The sequence below is a fragment of the Burkholderia sp. L-4 genome (assembly GCF_056856535.1).
Genome location: NZ_JBXEOX010000003.1, coordinates 937,254 through 952,302 on the forward strand (window position 1 = coordinate 937,254; position 15,049 = coordinate 952,302).

The 15,049-nt window shown below is 64.1% G+C and carries 12 protein-coding genes; 4 read left to right on the forward strand and 8 right to left on the reverse strand.

Going from position 1 to position 15,049, the window contains the following annotated elements; all coding sequences use genetic code 11:
- Positions 1-3: 3 nt before the first annotated feature.
- The 7 genes from AC1VVG_RS34720 to AC1VVG_RS34750 all read right to left on the reverse strand — a co-directional run bounded on the left by AC1VVG_RS34720 (position 4) and on the right by AC1VVG_RS34750 (position 8,225).
- Entirely contained in the window at positions 4-1,236 is a 1,233-nt protein-coding gene (locus tag AC1VVG_RS34720) for a lipopolysaccharide biosynthesis protein (protein ID WP_482837616.1), read from the reverse strand.
- Between the two features lie 63 nt (positions 1,237-1,299).
- Positions 1,300-3,537, reverse strand: a complete 2,238-nt coding sequence (locus AC1VVG_RS34725) for a polysaccharide biosynthesis tyrosine autokinase (protein WP_034190907.1) — start codon at positions 3,535-3,537, stop codon at positions 1,300-1,302.
- A 53-nt stretch (positions 3,538-3,590) separates the two neighbouring features.
- Entirely contained in the window at positions 3,591-4,025 is a 435-nt protein-coding gene (locus tag AC1VVG_RS34730; RefSeq protein ID WP_069706634.1) for a low molecular weight protein-tyrosine-phosphatase, read from the reverse strand.
- The gene (locus AC1VVG_RS34735) at positions 4,022-5,197 is read right to left on the reverse strand and encodes a polysaccharide biosynthesis/export family protein (RefSeq protein WP_049035391.1); all 1,176 of its coding nucleotides are present in this window, start codon (positions 5,195-5,197) and stop codon (positions 4,022-4,024) included. Before AC1VVG_RS34735 ends, AC1VVG_RS34730 begins: the two co-directional genes overlap by 4 nt.
- Positions 5,198-5,382: 185 nt before the next feature.
- Positions 5,383-6,459 carry a sugar transferase gene (locus tag AC1VVG_RS34740; RefSeq protein ID WP_034190904.1) on the reverse strand — a complete coding sequence of 359 codons (1,077 nt, stop codon included), beginning with the start codon at positions 6,457-6,459 and terminating at the stop codon, positions 5,383-5,385.
- An 86-nt stretch (positions 6,460-6,545) separates the two neighbouring features.
- Complete coding sequence (locus AC1VVG_RS34745; protein WP_343727882.1) at positions 6,546-6,728, reverse strand: hypothetical protein; 183 nt, start codon at positions 6,726-6,728, stop codon at positions 6,546-6,548.
- A 552-nt stretch (positions 6,729-7,280) separates the two neighbouring features.
- Positions 7,281-8,225 (reverse strand): GlxA family transcriptional regulator, encoded by a 945-nt coding sequence (locus tag AC1VVG_RS34750; protein WP_482837617.1) that lies wholly within the window; start codon positions 8,223-8,225, stop codon positions 7,281-7,283.
- Between the two features lie 726 nt (positions 8,226-8,951).
- Here AC1VVG_RS34750 and AC1VVG_RS34755 point away from each other — a divergent pair.
- Positions 8,952-9,248, forward strand: a complete 297-nt coding sequence (locus AC1VVG_RS34755) for a hypothetical protein (RefSeq protein ID WP_482837618.1) — start codon at positions 8,952-8,954, stop codon at positions 9,246-9,248.
- Positions 9,249-9,727: 479 nt separating this feature from the next.
- Here the strand turns inward: AC1VVG_RS34755 and AC1VVG_RS34760 are convergent, their stop codons facing one another.
- Positions 9,728-10,636, reverse strand: coding sequence for a LysR family transcriptional regulator (locus AC1VVG_RS34760; protein ID WP_482837619.1), 909 nt, complete (start codon positions 10,634-10,636; stop codon positions 9,728-9,730).
- A gap of 113 nt (positions 10,637-10,749) precedes the next feature.
- Between AC1VVG_RS34760 and AC1VVG_RS34765 the strand changes: the two genes are divergently transcribed.
- From AC1VVG_RS34765 to AC1VVG_RS34775, 3 genes are read left to right on the forward strand one after another with little or no spacing between them, the layout of a single operon-like run.
- Positions 10,750-12,099, forward strand: a complete 1,350-nt coding sequence (locus AC1VVG_RS34765; protein WP_482837620.1) for an MFS transporter — start codon at positions 10,750-10,752, stop codon at positions 12,097-12,099.
- On the forward strand, positions 12,096-13,136 hold the full coding sequence (locus AC1VVG_RS34770; protein WP_301742832.1) for a hypothetical protein: 1,041 nt from the start codon (positions 12,096-12,098) through the stop codon (positions 13,134-13,136). Before AC1VVG_RS34765 ends, AC1VVG_RS34770 begins: the two co-directional genes overlap by 4 nt.
- 25 nt (positions 13,137-13,161) lie before the next feature.
- Positions 13,162-14,817: a tannase/feruloyl esterase family alpha/beta hydrolase gene (locus tag AC1VVG_RS34775; RefSeq protein WP_034190900.1), complete on the forward strand. Its 1,656-nt coding sequence runs from the start codon at positions 13,162-13,164 to the stop codon at positions 14,815-14,817.
- The last annotated feature ends 232 nt before the right edge of the window (positions 14,818-15,049 follow it).

A 15,049-nucleotide genomic window follows, 5' to 3' on the forward strand; every position in this document is an offset into this window, starting at 1 on the left:
ATCTCACGCCAGCGCGCGGAATCGGGACAGGTTCGTGTCGAGGACCCGGTACGTGAGCGCGATGCCGGCTGCCATCAGCGCCGCGCCGGTCAGCGAAAAAACCTGCACGCTCGCCGGGGCCGACAGGTTCATCAGCCGCGCGATGCCCAGCGCACCGGACAGGCACACGCCGCAGGTCAGCTGAAACAGGAAATCGACGCGCTGCGCGCGCGTCGCGAGGAAGATCTGCGACAGCGGCACGTAGATCAGCTGCAGCGCGAACAGCGGCATCAGGCTGTGATAGAACCCGACCGAGCCGTGCCAGCTCGGGCCGAAGAACCGGTTCACGAGCGGCGCGAACAGCAGCAGCCCGCCGGCCATGTACACGACCGCGAGCACCGCGAGCGCGCGGGCGTAGGTCCGGTACACGCGCGGCACGGTCGCGCCCGCATCCGGACGCGCCATCGCACCGATCGCGTCACGGCGAAACACGCCGCCGACGCTCTGCGCGATCAGCGACACCGGAAAGAAGCCGAGCCGGTACGCAGCCGCGAAGTAGCCGGCGCTCTGCGCGTCGAACCAGTGCGGAATCGCGATCGACAGTGCGTAGGTCAGCACCGACGCGCACAGCGTCGACGGCAGGATGTACAGCGCGAAACGGCGGTTCCTGACGAAGAACGCGCGCGACAGCCTGAACGCGTACCCGGCGCGATAGCCGGAAAGCAGAATGGCCGCGGCCATCACGATCGACACCGCCGCGGTCGCCCACGTGTACAGCGCGAACACGTCGACCCTTCCGCACGCTGGGCAGGCGAGCGACAGCACGAGGCCCGCGAGGAACATGCCGTTGACCACCACGCGCGACAGCGCGATCCAGCCATAACGCCTGAGGCTGTTCAAATAGGAACCGGCGGCCAGTTGCACGAACGTGGCCAGCGCATAGACGGCGACGAGAGAGAGATCCCGGCGCCCGGCGACGGCAATCACGACGCCGAACGCCGCGGTCACGACCAGGCTCAGCGCCGTCACGTTGACGAACGCGTTGAACGACTCGCCCGGCCTGTCGTCGACGCACGCGAGTTCGTAGCGGAACGCGAGCAGCGTGCCGACGAAGGTCGCGAGCGCGAGCAGATAGTTGAAATGGCCGAGCGAGTCGGGCCCGAAGCGCCGTCCGATCACGAAGATGCAGGCGAACAGCGCGATCTGGCCGAGCACGACGCCGGCAAGCGACACGATCGAATCCCGTGGATTGATCATCTCGCCTCCGTGCGCGATGCGCGGCCGGATACGCGGGCCGGGCCGCCGGCGGCGGTGAGCGCGTCACGCATCCTGCGCCCCGTATTCATACGCGACGTAGCGGTACCCGCCGTACTTCGACCCGTATCCGTACTGCCCAAGCCGCGGGTTGACGCCGTTGAAGATGACGCCGCTCAGGCGGACCCCGTTCTGCGCGAAGCGCTTCACGGATTCGCCGATCTCGCCGAGCTTCGTCTTGCCCGCCATCGTGACGAGCAGCGCGGTGCCGGCGACCGCGCCGAGAATGCCGGTATCAGGCACGGCGAGCACCGGCGCCGAGTCGATCACGACGATGTCGTAGCGTGACGACAGGTCGTCCATCAGCGCCGCAAGATTGCGGTTCAGCAGCAGCTCCGCGGGGTTCTTCGGCATCGTCCCGGTCGAGATGAAGTCGAGACCGTCGACCACTTCGCGGTGAATCACGTCCTCCACGCGCGCGCTGCCGGCGATCAGCTCCGTGAAGCCGCGCCCGCGCGGAAAACCGAGATAGTCATGCAGCCGGCCCTTGCGGATGTCGCCGTCGATCAGCAGCACGCGCTTGCCGGCGCTCGCCATCACGACCGCGAGGTTCGCCGACAGGAAGGTCTTGCCGACGCCCGGCGTGGGGCCCGCGATCAGCACGATGTTGTTCTTCGCCTCGAGCATCGCGAACTGCAGCGCGGTGCGCAGGCTGCGCAGGCACTCGACGGCCGGTTCGTTCGGGAAGTCGATCGACAGGATCGACTTGTGACCGCGCTTGCGCGCGGCCTCCTCGGCCAGGTCGCGCTGATGGTCGCTGATCGGCACCGTCGCGTACACCGCGAGGCCGAGACGGCGCTCGATCTCGTTGTGATCGGAGATGCCATGGAACAGCATCGAGCGCGTGATCGCGGTGCCGCAGCCGGCGAGCAGCCCGAGCAGCAGCGATGCGAGCGCGACGAGCGCCTTCTTCGGCCGCACCGCCACTTCCGGTACCGCCGCCGTGTCGACGAGGCGCACGTTGCCCGTCTTGCCGGCCTGCACGAGTTGCAGCTGCTGCATGTTGTTCAGCAACGCGGTGTAGAGGTCGGTGTTGACCCTCACGTCGAGCATCAGCCGCACGGTATCCTGCTGCAGGTCCGGCAGGCGCCGGATCTGTTGTTCGGCCGTATTCCGATAACCGTTCAGCGCGGCGATCTGCTCGTCGATCACCGCGACGCTCGGATGCCGCTCGGTGAAGCGCGACATCAGCTCCTGACGCTTCTGTTGCAACTCGAGCAGGCGCGTCTTCGCGTCGGCGGTCTGCGCCAGCGCGAGCTTCGCTTCCTCGGTGAGGTCGACCGTGCCGTGCTCGTTGCGCAGCTTCGTCAGGCGCGCCTCGGAATCGGTCAGCTGCTGCTTGAGCTGCGGCAGTTGCCCGCTGAGAAACTCGAGCGACTGCGCGGCCTCCGCCGACTTCCGCTCGATGTTCTGCCGCACGTACTGGCGGCCGATCTCGTTCATCGTGTCGCTGACCCATTTCGGGTCGGTGTCCTGCAGGCTGGCGACGACGACGTCCGATTGCTTCACGCGCTCCTGCACGTTGAGGCGATCGCGGATGTCCTCGATCGTCTTCAGCCGCGAGTTGCGCACCAGCACGAACGCGGCGCCCGGCTTCGCGGCGATCGACGCGACCAGCAGCGTGACCGGCCCGCGCGGCGAGCTGAAATGCTCGAGCGTGCCGACCGTGCCCTCGACCGGCGCATCGAAATCGCCGCCTTCGAGCCGGTAGCGCTTGCCGCCGAGGTTCGTCAGCGAGAACGCATCGCCTTCGTTCTTGCGCGGCACGTCGAAGCGCGGCACGTCGATGTGCTCGCGGCCCCATGCGTAGCCGCCGAACCCGGCCAGGCCGGGGTCGGACAGGCCGTCGGCATGGCGCGCGATCCAGTCGCCGATCAGCGGAAAGCGCTTCGGCTCGGCGTCGATGAACAGGTTGAGCTTGTCGACCGCGCGTTCGACGACGAGGCGCGACGCGAGGATCTGCTGCTCGGCGGCGGCCGAGGACTTCACGTCGAACAGCGCGGAGACATCGCCGAGCAACGACTTGGCGGCCGACGTGTCCGGGCTGTCCTCGACCTGGACCATGATGTTGGCTTCGAACACGGGCTTGCCGAGCATCGCATACGCGAGGCCCGCGGCCAGCAGCACGCACGTGATGATCGCGATCAGCCAACGGCTTTCCAGCAGGATATCGAGCACCGCGACGAAGTCGGTCTCGCTGCCGTCTTCGGCGGTGGGCTGCGGCGGGGCGGAGGGTTGGGTCATGGCAGCGACGGGAGGCATATGGGGTTTCATTGGGGCATCGACCTGCGGCCGCGTCAGACGATACGCAGGCGCTTCGACCACTCGGACACGCCGAGCTCGATCAGCCGCGCGCAGCGTTCGAACACGAATCGGGGCTGGCGGTAAGGGTCGTGCACGTCGAAATCCGTGTACTCGCCGAGACGGAACACGCGTCCCCGCACGAACGGGAACTGGTTCTCGAGTGACGTCCGCTGGCGACGGTCCATCACGAGGATCAGGTCGGCGTCGGTACACAGCAAGCGGCCGATCTGCTGCGCGCGATGCGTCGACACGTCGAAGCCGCGCATCCGCATGACGTCCTGCGCATACGGCGCGGCCGGCATGCCGACCAGCGCGTTCAGGCCGGCGGACGCGATGCGGCGCCCGGGCATCGCGTCACGCAGCATCGCTTCGGCCATCGGGCTGCGGCAGATGTTGCCCTCGCAGACGATCAGGATCGATTCCATCACTTGGTCGCAATCGCCGCGGTCAGGCCGGCGTTGATGGCCGGCAGCAACAGGCTGAGCACACGGCTGAAGCGCACCAGCCCGTTGCCGTCGACGTACACGACATCCTGCGGCTTCAGCTGGAACTGATTCGCCAGCACCATCGCGACCGGCGAGCGCGCGTCGAGGTGATAGACCTGCGGCTGCTCGTCCTGCATCCCGCGCACCACGTAGACCTGCGCCGCATCGGCCGTGTTCGCGTTCAAGCTGCCGGCCTGCGAGATCGCCTCGCTCAGCGTCAGCCGGCCATTGCGCATCGGCAACGCCGTCACGGGCTTGTTGACCTCGCCCATCACGAACACGCCGCTCTCGTCGCGCGGCAGCACGCGCACGAGATCGCCGTTGCGCAGCACGATCGTCGACGGGTTGCGCCCCTGCTCGGCCATCTCGGTCAGGTCGAGCCGGCGTTCGACGCCGTCGCGCACGAGCACGACGCGGCTCTGGTCGGCCGACGCCGCGAAGCCGCCGGCCCGCCCGATCGCGTCGTACAGCGTCATCGGGATGTCGTTGACGGGTTGCGAGCCCGGCGTATGCACCTCACCCTCGATATACACCTGCTTCGCGCGGAAAGATGCGATGCGCACCGTGACTTGCGGATTCCTGAACGTCTTGTCGAGACGCCGCGTGAGCTGCGTCTGAACCTGCTCGGCCGTCAGTCCGGCCACCGGCAGGCGCCCCGCGAACGGGAACTGCAGCGTGCCGTCCTGGTCGACGACGAAGCCCGGCGGCGCATCGGCCGGTCGCGGCGCCGCCTGCGCCGGCGCGCCGAGCGCCGCCGCGAGTTCGGGGTGATCCCAGACGACGATCTGCAGCACGTCGCCGCGCCCGATCGTGTAGGCATCCGGCGACCCGACGACATCGCGCGCTTCGCCGCGCGTACTGCGTTCGGTGTCGCGCATGCGCCGGATCAGCGACAGATCGATGTTCGTGATCGACACCGGCAGCACGGTGCTCTCCGCCTGCGCGGCCACGCTTTGCAGCGGAATCGACGTCGGCTGCTGCATGCGCATGCCCGGCGCGATGCCGCACGCGCCCAGCAACGCACACAGCGGCGGGATCATCACGAGCGAACCGACACGCATTGGCCGGCGCGGCGCGATCGCGCGCGCCGACTCCATTTGACGCAACCTCTGCATTACACCCTCGCACTCTTTTAATTTGAAATTTCACCGGTCGCCCCGCGTCGTGTCGTGTCGAACGCGAGTACAGCACCCCTGTCGAGACCGGACATGCTTGCCGCCACTGCTCACTGCCGAACCCCGCCGCGCCTGCCACGGTGACGCGCCGCCGCCCATCCTTCGCGACGTGCGCGCGGCAGCGGCTAATACGCGCCCGATCCGCGCACCACCACGTTGATCGTCCGCAACAGGATGCCGATGTCGCGCCGCAGCGACCATTCGCGCACGTAGGACACGTCAAGCGACACGCGCGTCGAATAGTCGGTGTCGTTGCGGCCGCTGACCTGCCAGAGTCCGGTCATCCCCGGTTTCGCCATCAGGTAGTAGCGCACGTCGGTGCCGTAGCGTTCGAGTTCCGCCTCGACGATCGGGCGCGGCCCGACGAGGCTCATGTCGCCCTTCAGCACGTTCAGCAGCTGCGGCAGTTCGTCGAGACTCGTCTTACGGAGCAGGCGTCCGATCGGCGTGATGCGGACATCGTTCTTCAGCTTGAATTCGCGATCCCATTCCGCGCGGGCGTCGGCATCGCGCTCGAGCAGCGCCTTGAGCACCGCATCGGCGTTCGTCACCATCGAGCGGAATTTCAGGCACTTGAAGCGCCGGCCGTCGCGGCCGACGCGCTCGTGCCCGAAGATCGCCGGGCCGCCGTCGCGCCGCACGATCCACGCGATGCCCAGCAATACCGGCGCCAGCATCAGGAGCAGCAACGACGCGCACACCAGGTCGAAGCCGCGCTTGACCAGGCGCTTCACGCGCCCCACCGCGCGGTGGCCGATCTCGCGCTGGCCGCGCAGGTCGGCGTGCGCGATGGCCGCCGCACGCATCCGATCGCCGGCACGCTCGATCATTCCGAAGAGCGCGAGCGTCAGCGCACGGAACGCGATCAGGCCGATCCCGCTGGCGAGCGTCCAGTACACGAACCACTCGCTCGACAGCACGTGCGCGCGATGCAGCATGTACAGCAGCGCGGTGCTCACGCCCTGCACGACGATCCACGCAAGCACGGTTCGACCAAGCACGTGCAGTGCCGAACGCGTGCGCGCCGCGTCGTAGATGCCACAGGCGGGAAATACCGACAAGGCCAGCGCGGCGGCAAACGCGACGAGCGCGCCGTCGAACAGCGTCCCGCGCGCGCCGCCGGTGGCACCGATCAACGCGGGAATGAACGCGCCCAGCACGATCAGCCCGATATCGGTCGCTCGATTGATCAACGAATTCATTGATATGAACTCCTAATTTTCAGTCCAGCATCCATCCGCGTTCCGCACCGGCACTTCACGTCAGAACTCATGGCGCCGCGAGGCGGTCATTCCGCTGTGCCGCGGCACGCTGCGGTGCGCTCGCCGGTCAGCGTGCCCATCCGTGTGCCCGTCGGAATGTCGTCATTTCCGTGTTTCCGCAGTGCATCATATTCATCGCGACTCGCGCATTTATCGCTTGCGTCCGAATTCGCCTTGTTGATGGCTGATGGAATCAAGGGTGAATCCATGCCGGATTTATCCGATCGCCCTCACGATTGTCCGGATAACATCCCGTGCGAAATGACGCACGTCTTTTCAGTGATTCTCGAATCACGACCGCTACGGCACTACGCCGCCTCCCGCCAATGCAGGATTCATGTTGCCGGTGACATTCGCCATGCCAGACGGCGATTTCATCGCCGGGTGCCACGCGGAACAGACGAGCGAGCATCGGCGGTCAATGTCCGCGCGAATGCTGGTTCGAGGAATAAAAAGGCCTGCACGGTGCGCTCACGAACACACGGCAGGCAAAATTCCGAGGAGTACCGGGGTGCCGCCTCCTCGAAAGGCCAGTCGATAACCTAATCGAGCGGATACGCGGTTCGGGCGGCGGGTGTCGGACGGCGCCACGATTGTGGCCGAATCCGCCTTCGTTGCGCGTCGATCCACCGATATACGAATTTTGCAGTACGAATCGAGCGCCCTGTCATTCGATTGAAATACCGTTCATCCGGAAACTCATTACGCCCGGCACGATGAATTGACGTATCGGCTTCGAGTGACGAAAGGCACGCTCGCGACTACGATGTCGCGTTGTTCATCCAGCTGCTCAGATCCGACGCATACAGCATTTCCGCCGAGGCTTCGCCGCCTTTTCGAGCAGCGGCCCGATACTCGGTTGGTGAAGTCTGCAAGTGCTGGCGAAACAGCTTGGCCATCCGGTCGCCGCTGCCAAGGCCGGTTCGTCTCGCGACCTTATCGGCCGGCAGGTCCGTTTCGATCAGCATGCGACAGGCCTTTTCAAGGCGGATTCTCAACACGAACTCGGTTGGCGTCACACCGATCTCGTTCTTGAATCGCCGGAGGAAATTGCGCTCGCTCATCGCGGCGGCCTGCGCCTCGTCCGCGATGGAGATCCGATTCTCGCTGTTGACGCGCAGGTGATGGGCCGCGCGTCGGATCAAGGTGCTGGCGCGCGCGACACGAGCGCCGAACAGCACGTCGGTCAGCTTGCGGTTCGCACCGGATACCATGCACGCCACGATTTCCTGCGCGATTTCGTAACCCATGTCCACGCGCACGATCGACAACGCGTCCGAGAACGGCCCGTCGTCTTCGTCACCCGCACATTCGATGTCGTCGCGTCCGAGGTGCGAAGCGCCGTCGTCGTCCGCCGACGGCAACACCTTCTCGGCCTCCTTTTGCGCCAGGTGAATCTGCGTCAACAGCTTCCGGCCGCCACCGCTGCCCCTGACCACGCGCGCGCGCTGATGCGCGTGCCTGAGCCACGCGATCAATTGCTCGTCGAGAGCATCGATCCCACCCTCTCCGCTCAGGACGAACATCGCGTGAACCGTGCTTGCATCGAGCATGCGGGTGGCGTCCGTCCAGATTCCGACACCGGACGACGAACGAACCGGGCCGCCATGGATCGAATAAAGCCGCAATTCGTAGTGGTCGGCGAATTCGCCCTCGGCCCGACCTAGCTGATTGGCGAGTTCGAACACTGCCGCCAGCTTGCCCATCTGCATAATCGAAAAACCCTCGAGCAACAGTACGATTACGCTTACCCGTTGATGCCCGGTTCCGGAGCCTCTGCCACGATTCACGCTTAACCCCGCCGACGAATGATTCGATACTGTTTGCATCTTGCGGCCCTTTAACAATTTCTTACATTTCTTGATTTCTGCGCCGCATCATATGCGGCTGGGATTGTTAGCCGATTTATCAATGTCCGTTTCCGCCGTGTTGTTGTCGGAATCAATCAAGCCCGTGATGCGACCCTGTTTATTGACAATAGCCGGATGGAATGTGAATTAATTCTCAAAATTCGATAGAAAATTGACGCTAGTCATCGACAGCGGATATCGATCGGGATAACGGGAAACTTACCGGGCTCAGGATAATTGCGACGAAATTCGGGCCGCCCGGTGCATGACGCCCGTGAGCCGGTGGATCAGGGCTGGATGAGGGAAGATGTTTCGGCGACCGCATGGGTGTGCGGACCGCCGCAAATTCGGGCAGTTGCCTCGATTATTCGTGCACCTCGGCGTCACGTTCAAATCGATGTCGCGTGCACGGGTCCCGGGTGTAATGCAGACGGCAATCGATGTAATCGTGTGAGCCCTGATCGGAAATTGCTGAACACGAATGGGTGGTGCGAAGTACGATTTGTATTCGCTTCGATATCGAGGCAAACGTTCGCGACGGACATATTCATCCGATGTCATTGGAAATCCACGCAGTATCCCGTGCTGTATCGACGCTCGAATAGCGGTGCAATTACCGAATATTTCGAAACGGTGCCACGCAAACGTTTCGTTAAATATGGATATACCCCTGATGGGCGCACCAAATTGATGCAGCAATGTCGCGCCGACGCCCTATTCGACATATCGACGTCGCCGGAGAGCGGCAAAATGCGACGCGTTGCGTTCGAACTCGTTTCGACGCTATTGGCACAGCTCGCGGCGTGCCACCGCGCCAAAGCCAATGTGCCTGCAGGCAGCGTGGCACACAAATTGACGGGATGGCCGGGCAATTCGTGAATACGATGACACGCGACCACGTCGCCTTCACGGCAGAAACCTGTCGTGGCGCCGGCAACGACGGATTCGATGCCGTTGTCCGACCGTATGAACGCGGTCGTGTCGCGACAGCCAGTACGTCACGATTGGCGTTCCGGCCATGCGTTCGCATCAGGCGAGCCGGATAGAGGCATGTAGATCGTTTCGACATCCCGAGCAAGAGGCTTGCAAAAGGCGGCGGGGCCATACATGCACGAAAAGCGGGAAATCGGCAAACCCTGCGGTCGGCTTTGCCTTCGAAGCGACCCGTATCCTGCACCGCCGGCAACCCGTTTTGCCGCGCCGGGCCACAGACCATCACCTGTAACCGATCGCTCCCCGCGATCACGCGATGCGACGGAGCGTCCGAGAAGGCAGCCCGCGCGTCCGGGAATTTGTCGACATTGCACAACGGAACTCGGCAGACCGCGCCATCCGTCAGGTGCTTGCCGTTCTCAGGCTTATTCGCGATGCGGGTGACGCTGGACAAACATCAGCAACGCTTCACGGAAATGCGACGCGGCGGGGTTTTGCAAATCATGCCGGGTAACCAGATGCAACGGCGCGCGAAACGCATGATCGCCGGCCACACGGCAGTAGCGCACGCTTTCCTGATGGTAACGTTGCATCCACGCCGGAACGAGCGATACGCCGCCGCCCGCCGCCACGAGATTGATTGCCGTCACCATGCGCGGCACCTCTTCCGCGACGTGCGGCTCGAATCCCTTCGCCTGACAAGCGCGAATGAAGTCCGCGTACATGCCGGGCGCACCCGGCCGACGCACGAAGATGAACGATTCGTTCGCGAGCTGTTTGAGCGACACGGAACGACTGCTGACCAGCCTGTGCCCCACCGGCAGCACCAGCAACATGCGTTCTTCGGCGAGGAGTTCGAAGCGTAGGTCAGCGGGCGTTTCGACCGGTTTGCGGAGAATGGCGGCATCCGCGCGGCCGTTCAACATCATTTCGATGATCTCCGCCGCATTCACCTCGCTCATCTCGATCGAAATCTCGGGGTACATGTCCCGAAAATTGCGAATAGCGGTAGGCGTAAGGGGGTGAAACGCCGCCGAACTCGTGAGCGCGATACGCACCGTGCCGATCCGGCCTTGCGCCACTCGGCGCGCATGGACGACGGCGTTGTTCAGTTCGAGCAGTACCGTACGCGCGCGTGCGGCGAAGATCTCGCCGGGCGCCGTCAACACGACGCCGCGGGGCTGCCGCACGAACAGCGCGAAGCCTAGTTCCTGTTCGAGTTCCTGAATCTGCTGCGACAACGGCGGCTGCTGGATATGCAGTCGCGCGGCGGCCCGAGTGAACTGACCTTCTTCGGCGACGGCGAGGAAATAGCGCAGCTGTCTGAGTTCCATCGTTTGTCTGGTATATGCGTTGGATATGGCAACCGTGTCTCATCGGTATTTTACATTCGCGACATCGACACGTACGCTTGCTTCAAAAGCTGGAAGCGCATCAAAGGAGACACATGCAATCCACCTTGCAAGCGGCTGTGCACGCGTCGGCCGCAACGGCACTCAGCCGTTCGCAAACCCGCCGCGCGGTGCTCGCGTCGGTCATCGGCAATGGCCTCGAGTGGTTCGACTTCCTCATCTACGGCTACTTCGCGAAGATCATCGCGCAGGTGTTTTTCCCTGTCGGCAACGGATTTGTGTCGATCACGCTGACGCTTGCGACGTTCGCGGTCGGCTTCGTGGTGAGGCCGCTAGGCGGCATCGTGATAGGCGCATGCGCGGACCGCTACGGTCGGCGCAAAACCTTGTCGCTGCTGATTCTGCTGATGGCGGCGAGCACGCTGATGATGGGCCTGACACCCAGTTACGCAGCCATCGGCATGGCCGCACCGCTCCTCGTCGTCCTCGCCCGTATTCTGCAAGGGCTCTCGGTGGGCGGCGAGTTCGCGACAGCGGCCGCGATGCTGACGGAATACGCACCGCCAGGGCGCAAGATGTTCTTCGGCAGTTTTCAGATGACGTCACAGGCCGTCGCGCTGCTTCTGTCGTCGCTGTGTTCGTACTTGCTCACCACGCAGCTGTCGCACCAGTCGCTCGTGACGTGGGGTTGGCGCGTGCCATTTCTGCTCGGCGCGCTGGTGGGGCCCGTGGGCTTCTACATCCGCCACAAGGTCGGCGAGTCGCCGGAATTCGTACAGTTGCGGGAGCGCCTTGGACATGCGCCACGCCAGTCGCTACGGACATTCATTCGCGAGCGCGGCGATGCGGCGCTATGCGCGATGGGCGTCATCATCATCGGCGCCGCGACCAATTATCTGTGGCACTCGCATATGCCGCTCTATGTCGAACACCAGTTGCATCTACCGCTCAAGAATGCGCTGTTCGGTACGGCGATCTCCGGATTGATCGGCATTGTCGGCTATCCGCTGGCAGGGAAGCTTGCCGACCGCTTCGGCGCGTATCGGCTGTTCTTTCCGGTGACGATCGCCTGGGTATGCGCTGCCTATCCGCTTTTCGCATGGGTGCTCGCGGCGCCCTCGCCCGAACGCGTCTTCAGCGCGCAGATAATCGCGACGGTCGTGCTCAGCGTCATGTCGGGCGCGCACCCCGGCATGCTGACGCAGTTGTTTCCGACGGCCATGCGTTCGACGGGCGTGGCGCTGTCGTACAACGTGGCCGTCACGCTGTTTGGCGGACTCGCGCCGCTCACCGTTTCGACATTGATCGACGTCACCGGCTCGCGCATCGTACCGGCGTGGTATCTGGTGTTCGCCGGCATCGTCTCGTTGTTGCTGGTCGGGTTCACGTCGTCCGGGCGACGCTTGCGCCGCGAGCCCGACCTGTGGCCGGGTGATACAGCATGAGCGCCGCGATGTGCCTTCCCCGGAACCACGAGATGCGTCCACGCAACGAAGTACCCGTCAAAGTCGTCGCCAGCGAGCGGTTGACCGTTTCGACGTCACGCGGCGCAGCGAACGTGCCGCTGTTCACGGGCGGCACCGCCGCACGGGCAACCGCGACGCAGGTCGTCGTGATGCTGCACGGCCGATTGCGCGACGCCGACGCATACCTTCGATCGACGCAGCGCGCGCTCGACGCCTCCACGGCCGATGCGAAAAGCGTGATGCTCGCCGTGCCGCAATTTCTCGCGACGGCCGACGTCGCGTATCACCGGTTGGCGGACGCCTGTCTGCATTGGGAATGGACCTCGTGGATGGGCGGACTTGACGCAGTCGGTCCAGCGCCGCTCAGCTCGTTCGATGTGCTCGATGCGCTCGTCGAACATTATGTTCAGGGCATGCAGAGCGGCCGCTATCCGAAGCTGCGCGAGATCGTGATCGCGGGACATTCCGGAGGTGCGCAGGTCGCGCATCGGCACGCGATACTCAGCAACGCTACGGCATGTTGTCTCGCACGCGGTGTGAAAGTACGTTACGTCATCGCGAATCCTTCGTCGTATGTGTATTTCGACGCGTGGCGTCCGCACTGCGAGGGCATCGATCGAACCGCATGCGCCGGATTCAATGAATGGAAATACGGCACGTCGCGACTTCCCCGCTATGCGGACGGACTCGACGCGCAATCGCTCGAACGTCGTTATGTCGATCACGACGTCACCTATCTGCTCGGTGCGCACGACGACGATCCGGCGCACCCGGCTCTCGACCGCTCATGCGAGGCGATGATGCAAGGCCCGCACCGCCTCGCACGCGGCCGCGCGTACTACGCCTATCTGCGCGCCCGGCATCCGGCATTGCGGCATGTGCTGCATGAAGTTCAAGGCGCGGGGCACAGCGGCGATGCAATGTTCGTATCGCAGGCCGGCGTGTGCGCACTGTTCGGCCCCTCCGTTCGGCTCGCCGAATCTGGCGTCGAGCAGGCAGGCGGTGCTGTCGAATAGCAATCCATTCATCCTGGAGACGACGATGGACAACAGACCGTTGTGGGGGGCGCTCGCCCTCAGCCTTTGCATCAGCGGGTGCGGTGGCAATGAGTCGAGCGGCGGCGCTTCGGCGAGTTCGCCGCCACCGCCGTCAGCCGCGGCCCAATGTGCGGCATTGAACGGCCTGGCGATTCCGGCATCGTCGATTGCCGAGCCGACCGGCGGCGCGACGATCACGAGCGCCACGCTGGTGGAGGCCGCCGGTGAATATTGCCAGGTGAATGGGGCCATCGCTCCCGTCGATCCCGCGGCGCCGTCGATCAGGTTTCAGGTCAATCTGCCGACCCACTGGAACCGCAAGGCGCTGCATTATGGCGGCGGCGGCTTCGACGGTACGCTGATTACCGGCGTCGACGCGCTCGACATGGCGCCAACGGGCACGCCGACGCCGCTTGCCGACGGCTACGCGACGTTCGGCGACGATTCCGGGCATCAGAGCGCCAGCATCACCGACGGCAAGTTCGCCGCGAATGACGAGTCGCTGGCGAACTACGGCGGCCTGAGTCTGAAGAAGACACACGACGTCGCGATGGCGCTCATCAGAAAGCGCTACGCGAGCGCGCCCGGCAAAACCTATTTCTTCGGCAGTTCTACAGGCGGTCGGGACGGGTTGAGCGAAGCGCAACGCTGGCCCGCCGACTATGACGGTATCGTCGTGAATCGCCCGGCGCTCAACTATACCGGGCTGCGTTTGAGCAATGTCGTGCTCGGCCGCGCACTCTACCTGAACAACGGCGCAGGCTGGCTCGATGTCGCCAAAACGGTACTGCTGCAAAATGCCGTCATGAGCGCGTGCGATGCGCTCGACGGTGTCGCCGACGGCATCGTGTCCAACGTGGCGGCGTGCAAGGCGCAATCGGCGACGGTGCTGGCGTCCGTGCGTTGCCCGAACGGCGCGGATTCGGGCGACACCTGTCTGTCGGATGCGCAGATCGCGACCATTCAGACCATCGCTGCACCGTTGCAATTGCCTTATCCGCTTGCGAACGGCGTGACGCAATACGCCGGCTACAACATCCTCGCCGGTTCGGTGTTCGCGGGGCCGTACACGACGCGTGATCTCGGCGAATCGAAAGTACCCGCGAATCCCGCGGGAAAGAAAGACGCGAACCAGTGGGTGACAGGCGATCAATGGGTCAAGTACTTTGTCACACGCGTGCCCACGTTCGATTCGTTGACGTTCGATCCGGTCAATCCCGGTGCGTATCAGTCGCGCGTCCAGGCGCTTTCGGCGCTGACCGATGCAACGAGCACCGACCTGAGCGCCTATGTCGCGAAAGGCGGCAAGCTCATCATGACGCACGGCCTTGCCGACGAGATCGTGAGCACCGACTCGAGCACCGACTATTACGCCGGTCTGGTGCAGCGCTTCGGACAAGGAACGGTCGACGGCTTCGTGCGGTTTTATCTGATGCCGGGGGTCGGCCACGGCACGGGCCCCTTTCATCCCGCCATCGATTCGCTATCCGCACTCGATGAATGGGTAGAAAGCGGCAAGGCACCTGAAACACTGACGATGAGCGACCTCAACGCCGCCACGCTCGGGAGGACGCGCCCGTTGTGCCGCTATCCACTGTGGCCCAAGTATATCGGTGGAGATGTAAAGGCAGCGGCGAGCTTCCAGTGCACTAGCTCGTAGCGCACGGCAGTTTTTCTCGTCATCGTCGTTGCCCGGTTTCACCGTCGTCTTTCAGGAACCCGAGCACAACGCCATCGCGTCGACGGGTGGAACGCGAGGATCGCTTGCGCGAACGAACGACCGTTTTGCCGTCGGTAATCCGATGTCACCGCTTCCAAAGCGATTCGGCGTTCGCGAGTCTCGGGATGTCGGAGCAAGGTCATCGCTCATGATCGTACTGTCGCGCAAGTCA

What these genes read in the sequence shown, in the direction of transcription:
- AC1VVG_RS34765 (WP_482837620.1), top strand. Translation starts at nt 10,750, where the DNA reads ATGCAATCCACCTTGCAAGCGGCTGTGCACGCGTCGGCCGCAACGGCA.
- AC1VVG_RS34725 (WP_034190907.1), bottom strand. Translation starts at nt 3,537, where the DNA reads ATGACCCAACCCTCCGCCCCGCCGCAGCCCACCGCCGAAGACGGCAGC.
- AC1VVG_RS34745 (WP_343727882.1), bottom strand. Translation starts at nt 6,728, where the DNA reads ATGGATTCACCCTTGATTCCATCAGCCATCAACAAGGCGAATTCGGAC.
- AC1VVG_RS34770 (WP_301742832.1), top strand. Translation starts at nt 12,096, where the DNA reads ATGAGCGCCGCGATGTGCCTTCCCCGGAACCACGAGATGCGTCCACGC.
- AC1VVG_RS34760 (WP_482837619.1), bottom strand. Translation starts at nt 10,636, where the DNA reads ATGGAACTCAGACAGCTGCGCTATTTCCTCGCCGTCGCCGAAGAAGGT.
- AC1VVG_RS34720 (WP_482837616.1), bottom strand. Translation starts at nt 1,236, where the DNA reads ATGATCAATCCACGGGATTCGATCGTGTCGCTTGCCGGCGTCGTGCTC.
- AC1VVG_RS34735 (WP_049035391.1), bottom strand. Translation starts at nt 5,197, where the DNA reads ATGCAGAGGTTGCGTCAAATGGAGTCGGCGCGCGCGATCGCGCCGCGC.
- AC1VVG_RS34740 (WP_034190904.1), bottom strand. Translation starts at nt 6,459, where the DNA reads ATGAATTCGTTGATCAATCGAGCGACCGATATCGGGCTGATCGTGCTG.
- AC1VVG_RS34750 (WP_482837617.1), bottom strand. Translation starts at nt 8,225, where the DNA reads ATGGGCAAGCTGGCGGCAGTGTTCGAACTCGCCAATCAGCTAGGTCGG.
- AC1VVG_RS34775 (WP_034190900.1), top strand. Translation starts at nt 13,162, where the DNA reads ATGGACAACAGACCGTTGTGGGGGGCGCTCGCCCTCAGCCTTTGCATC.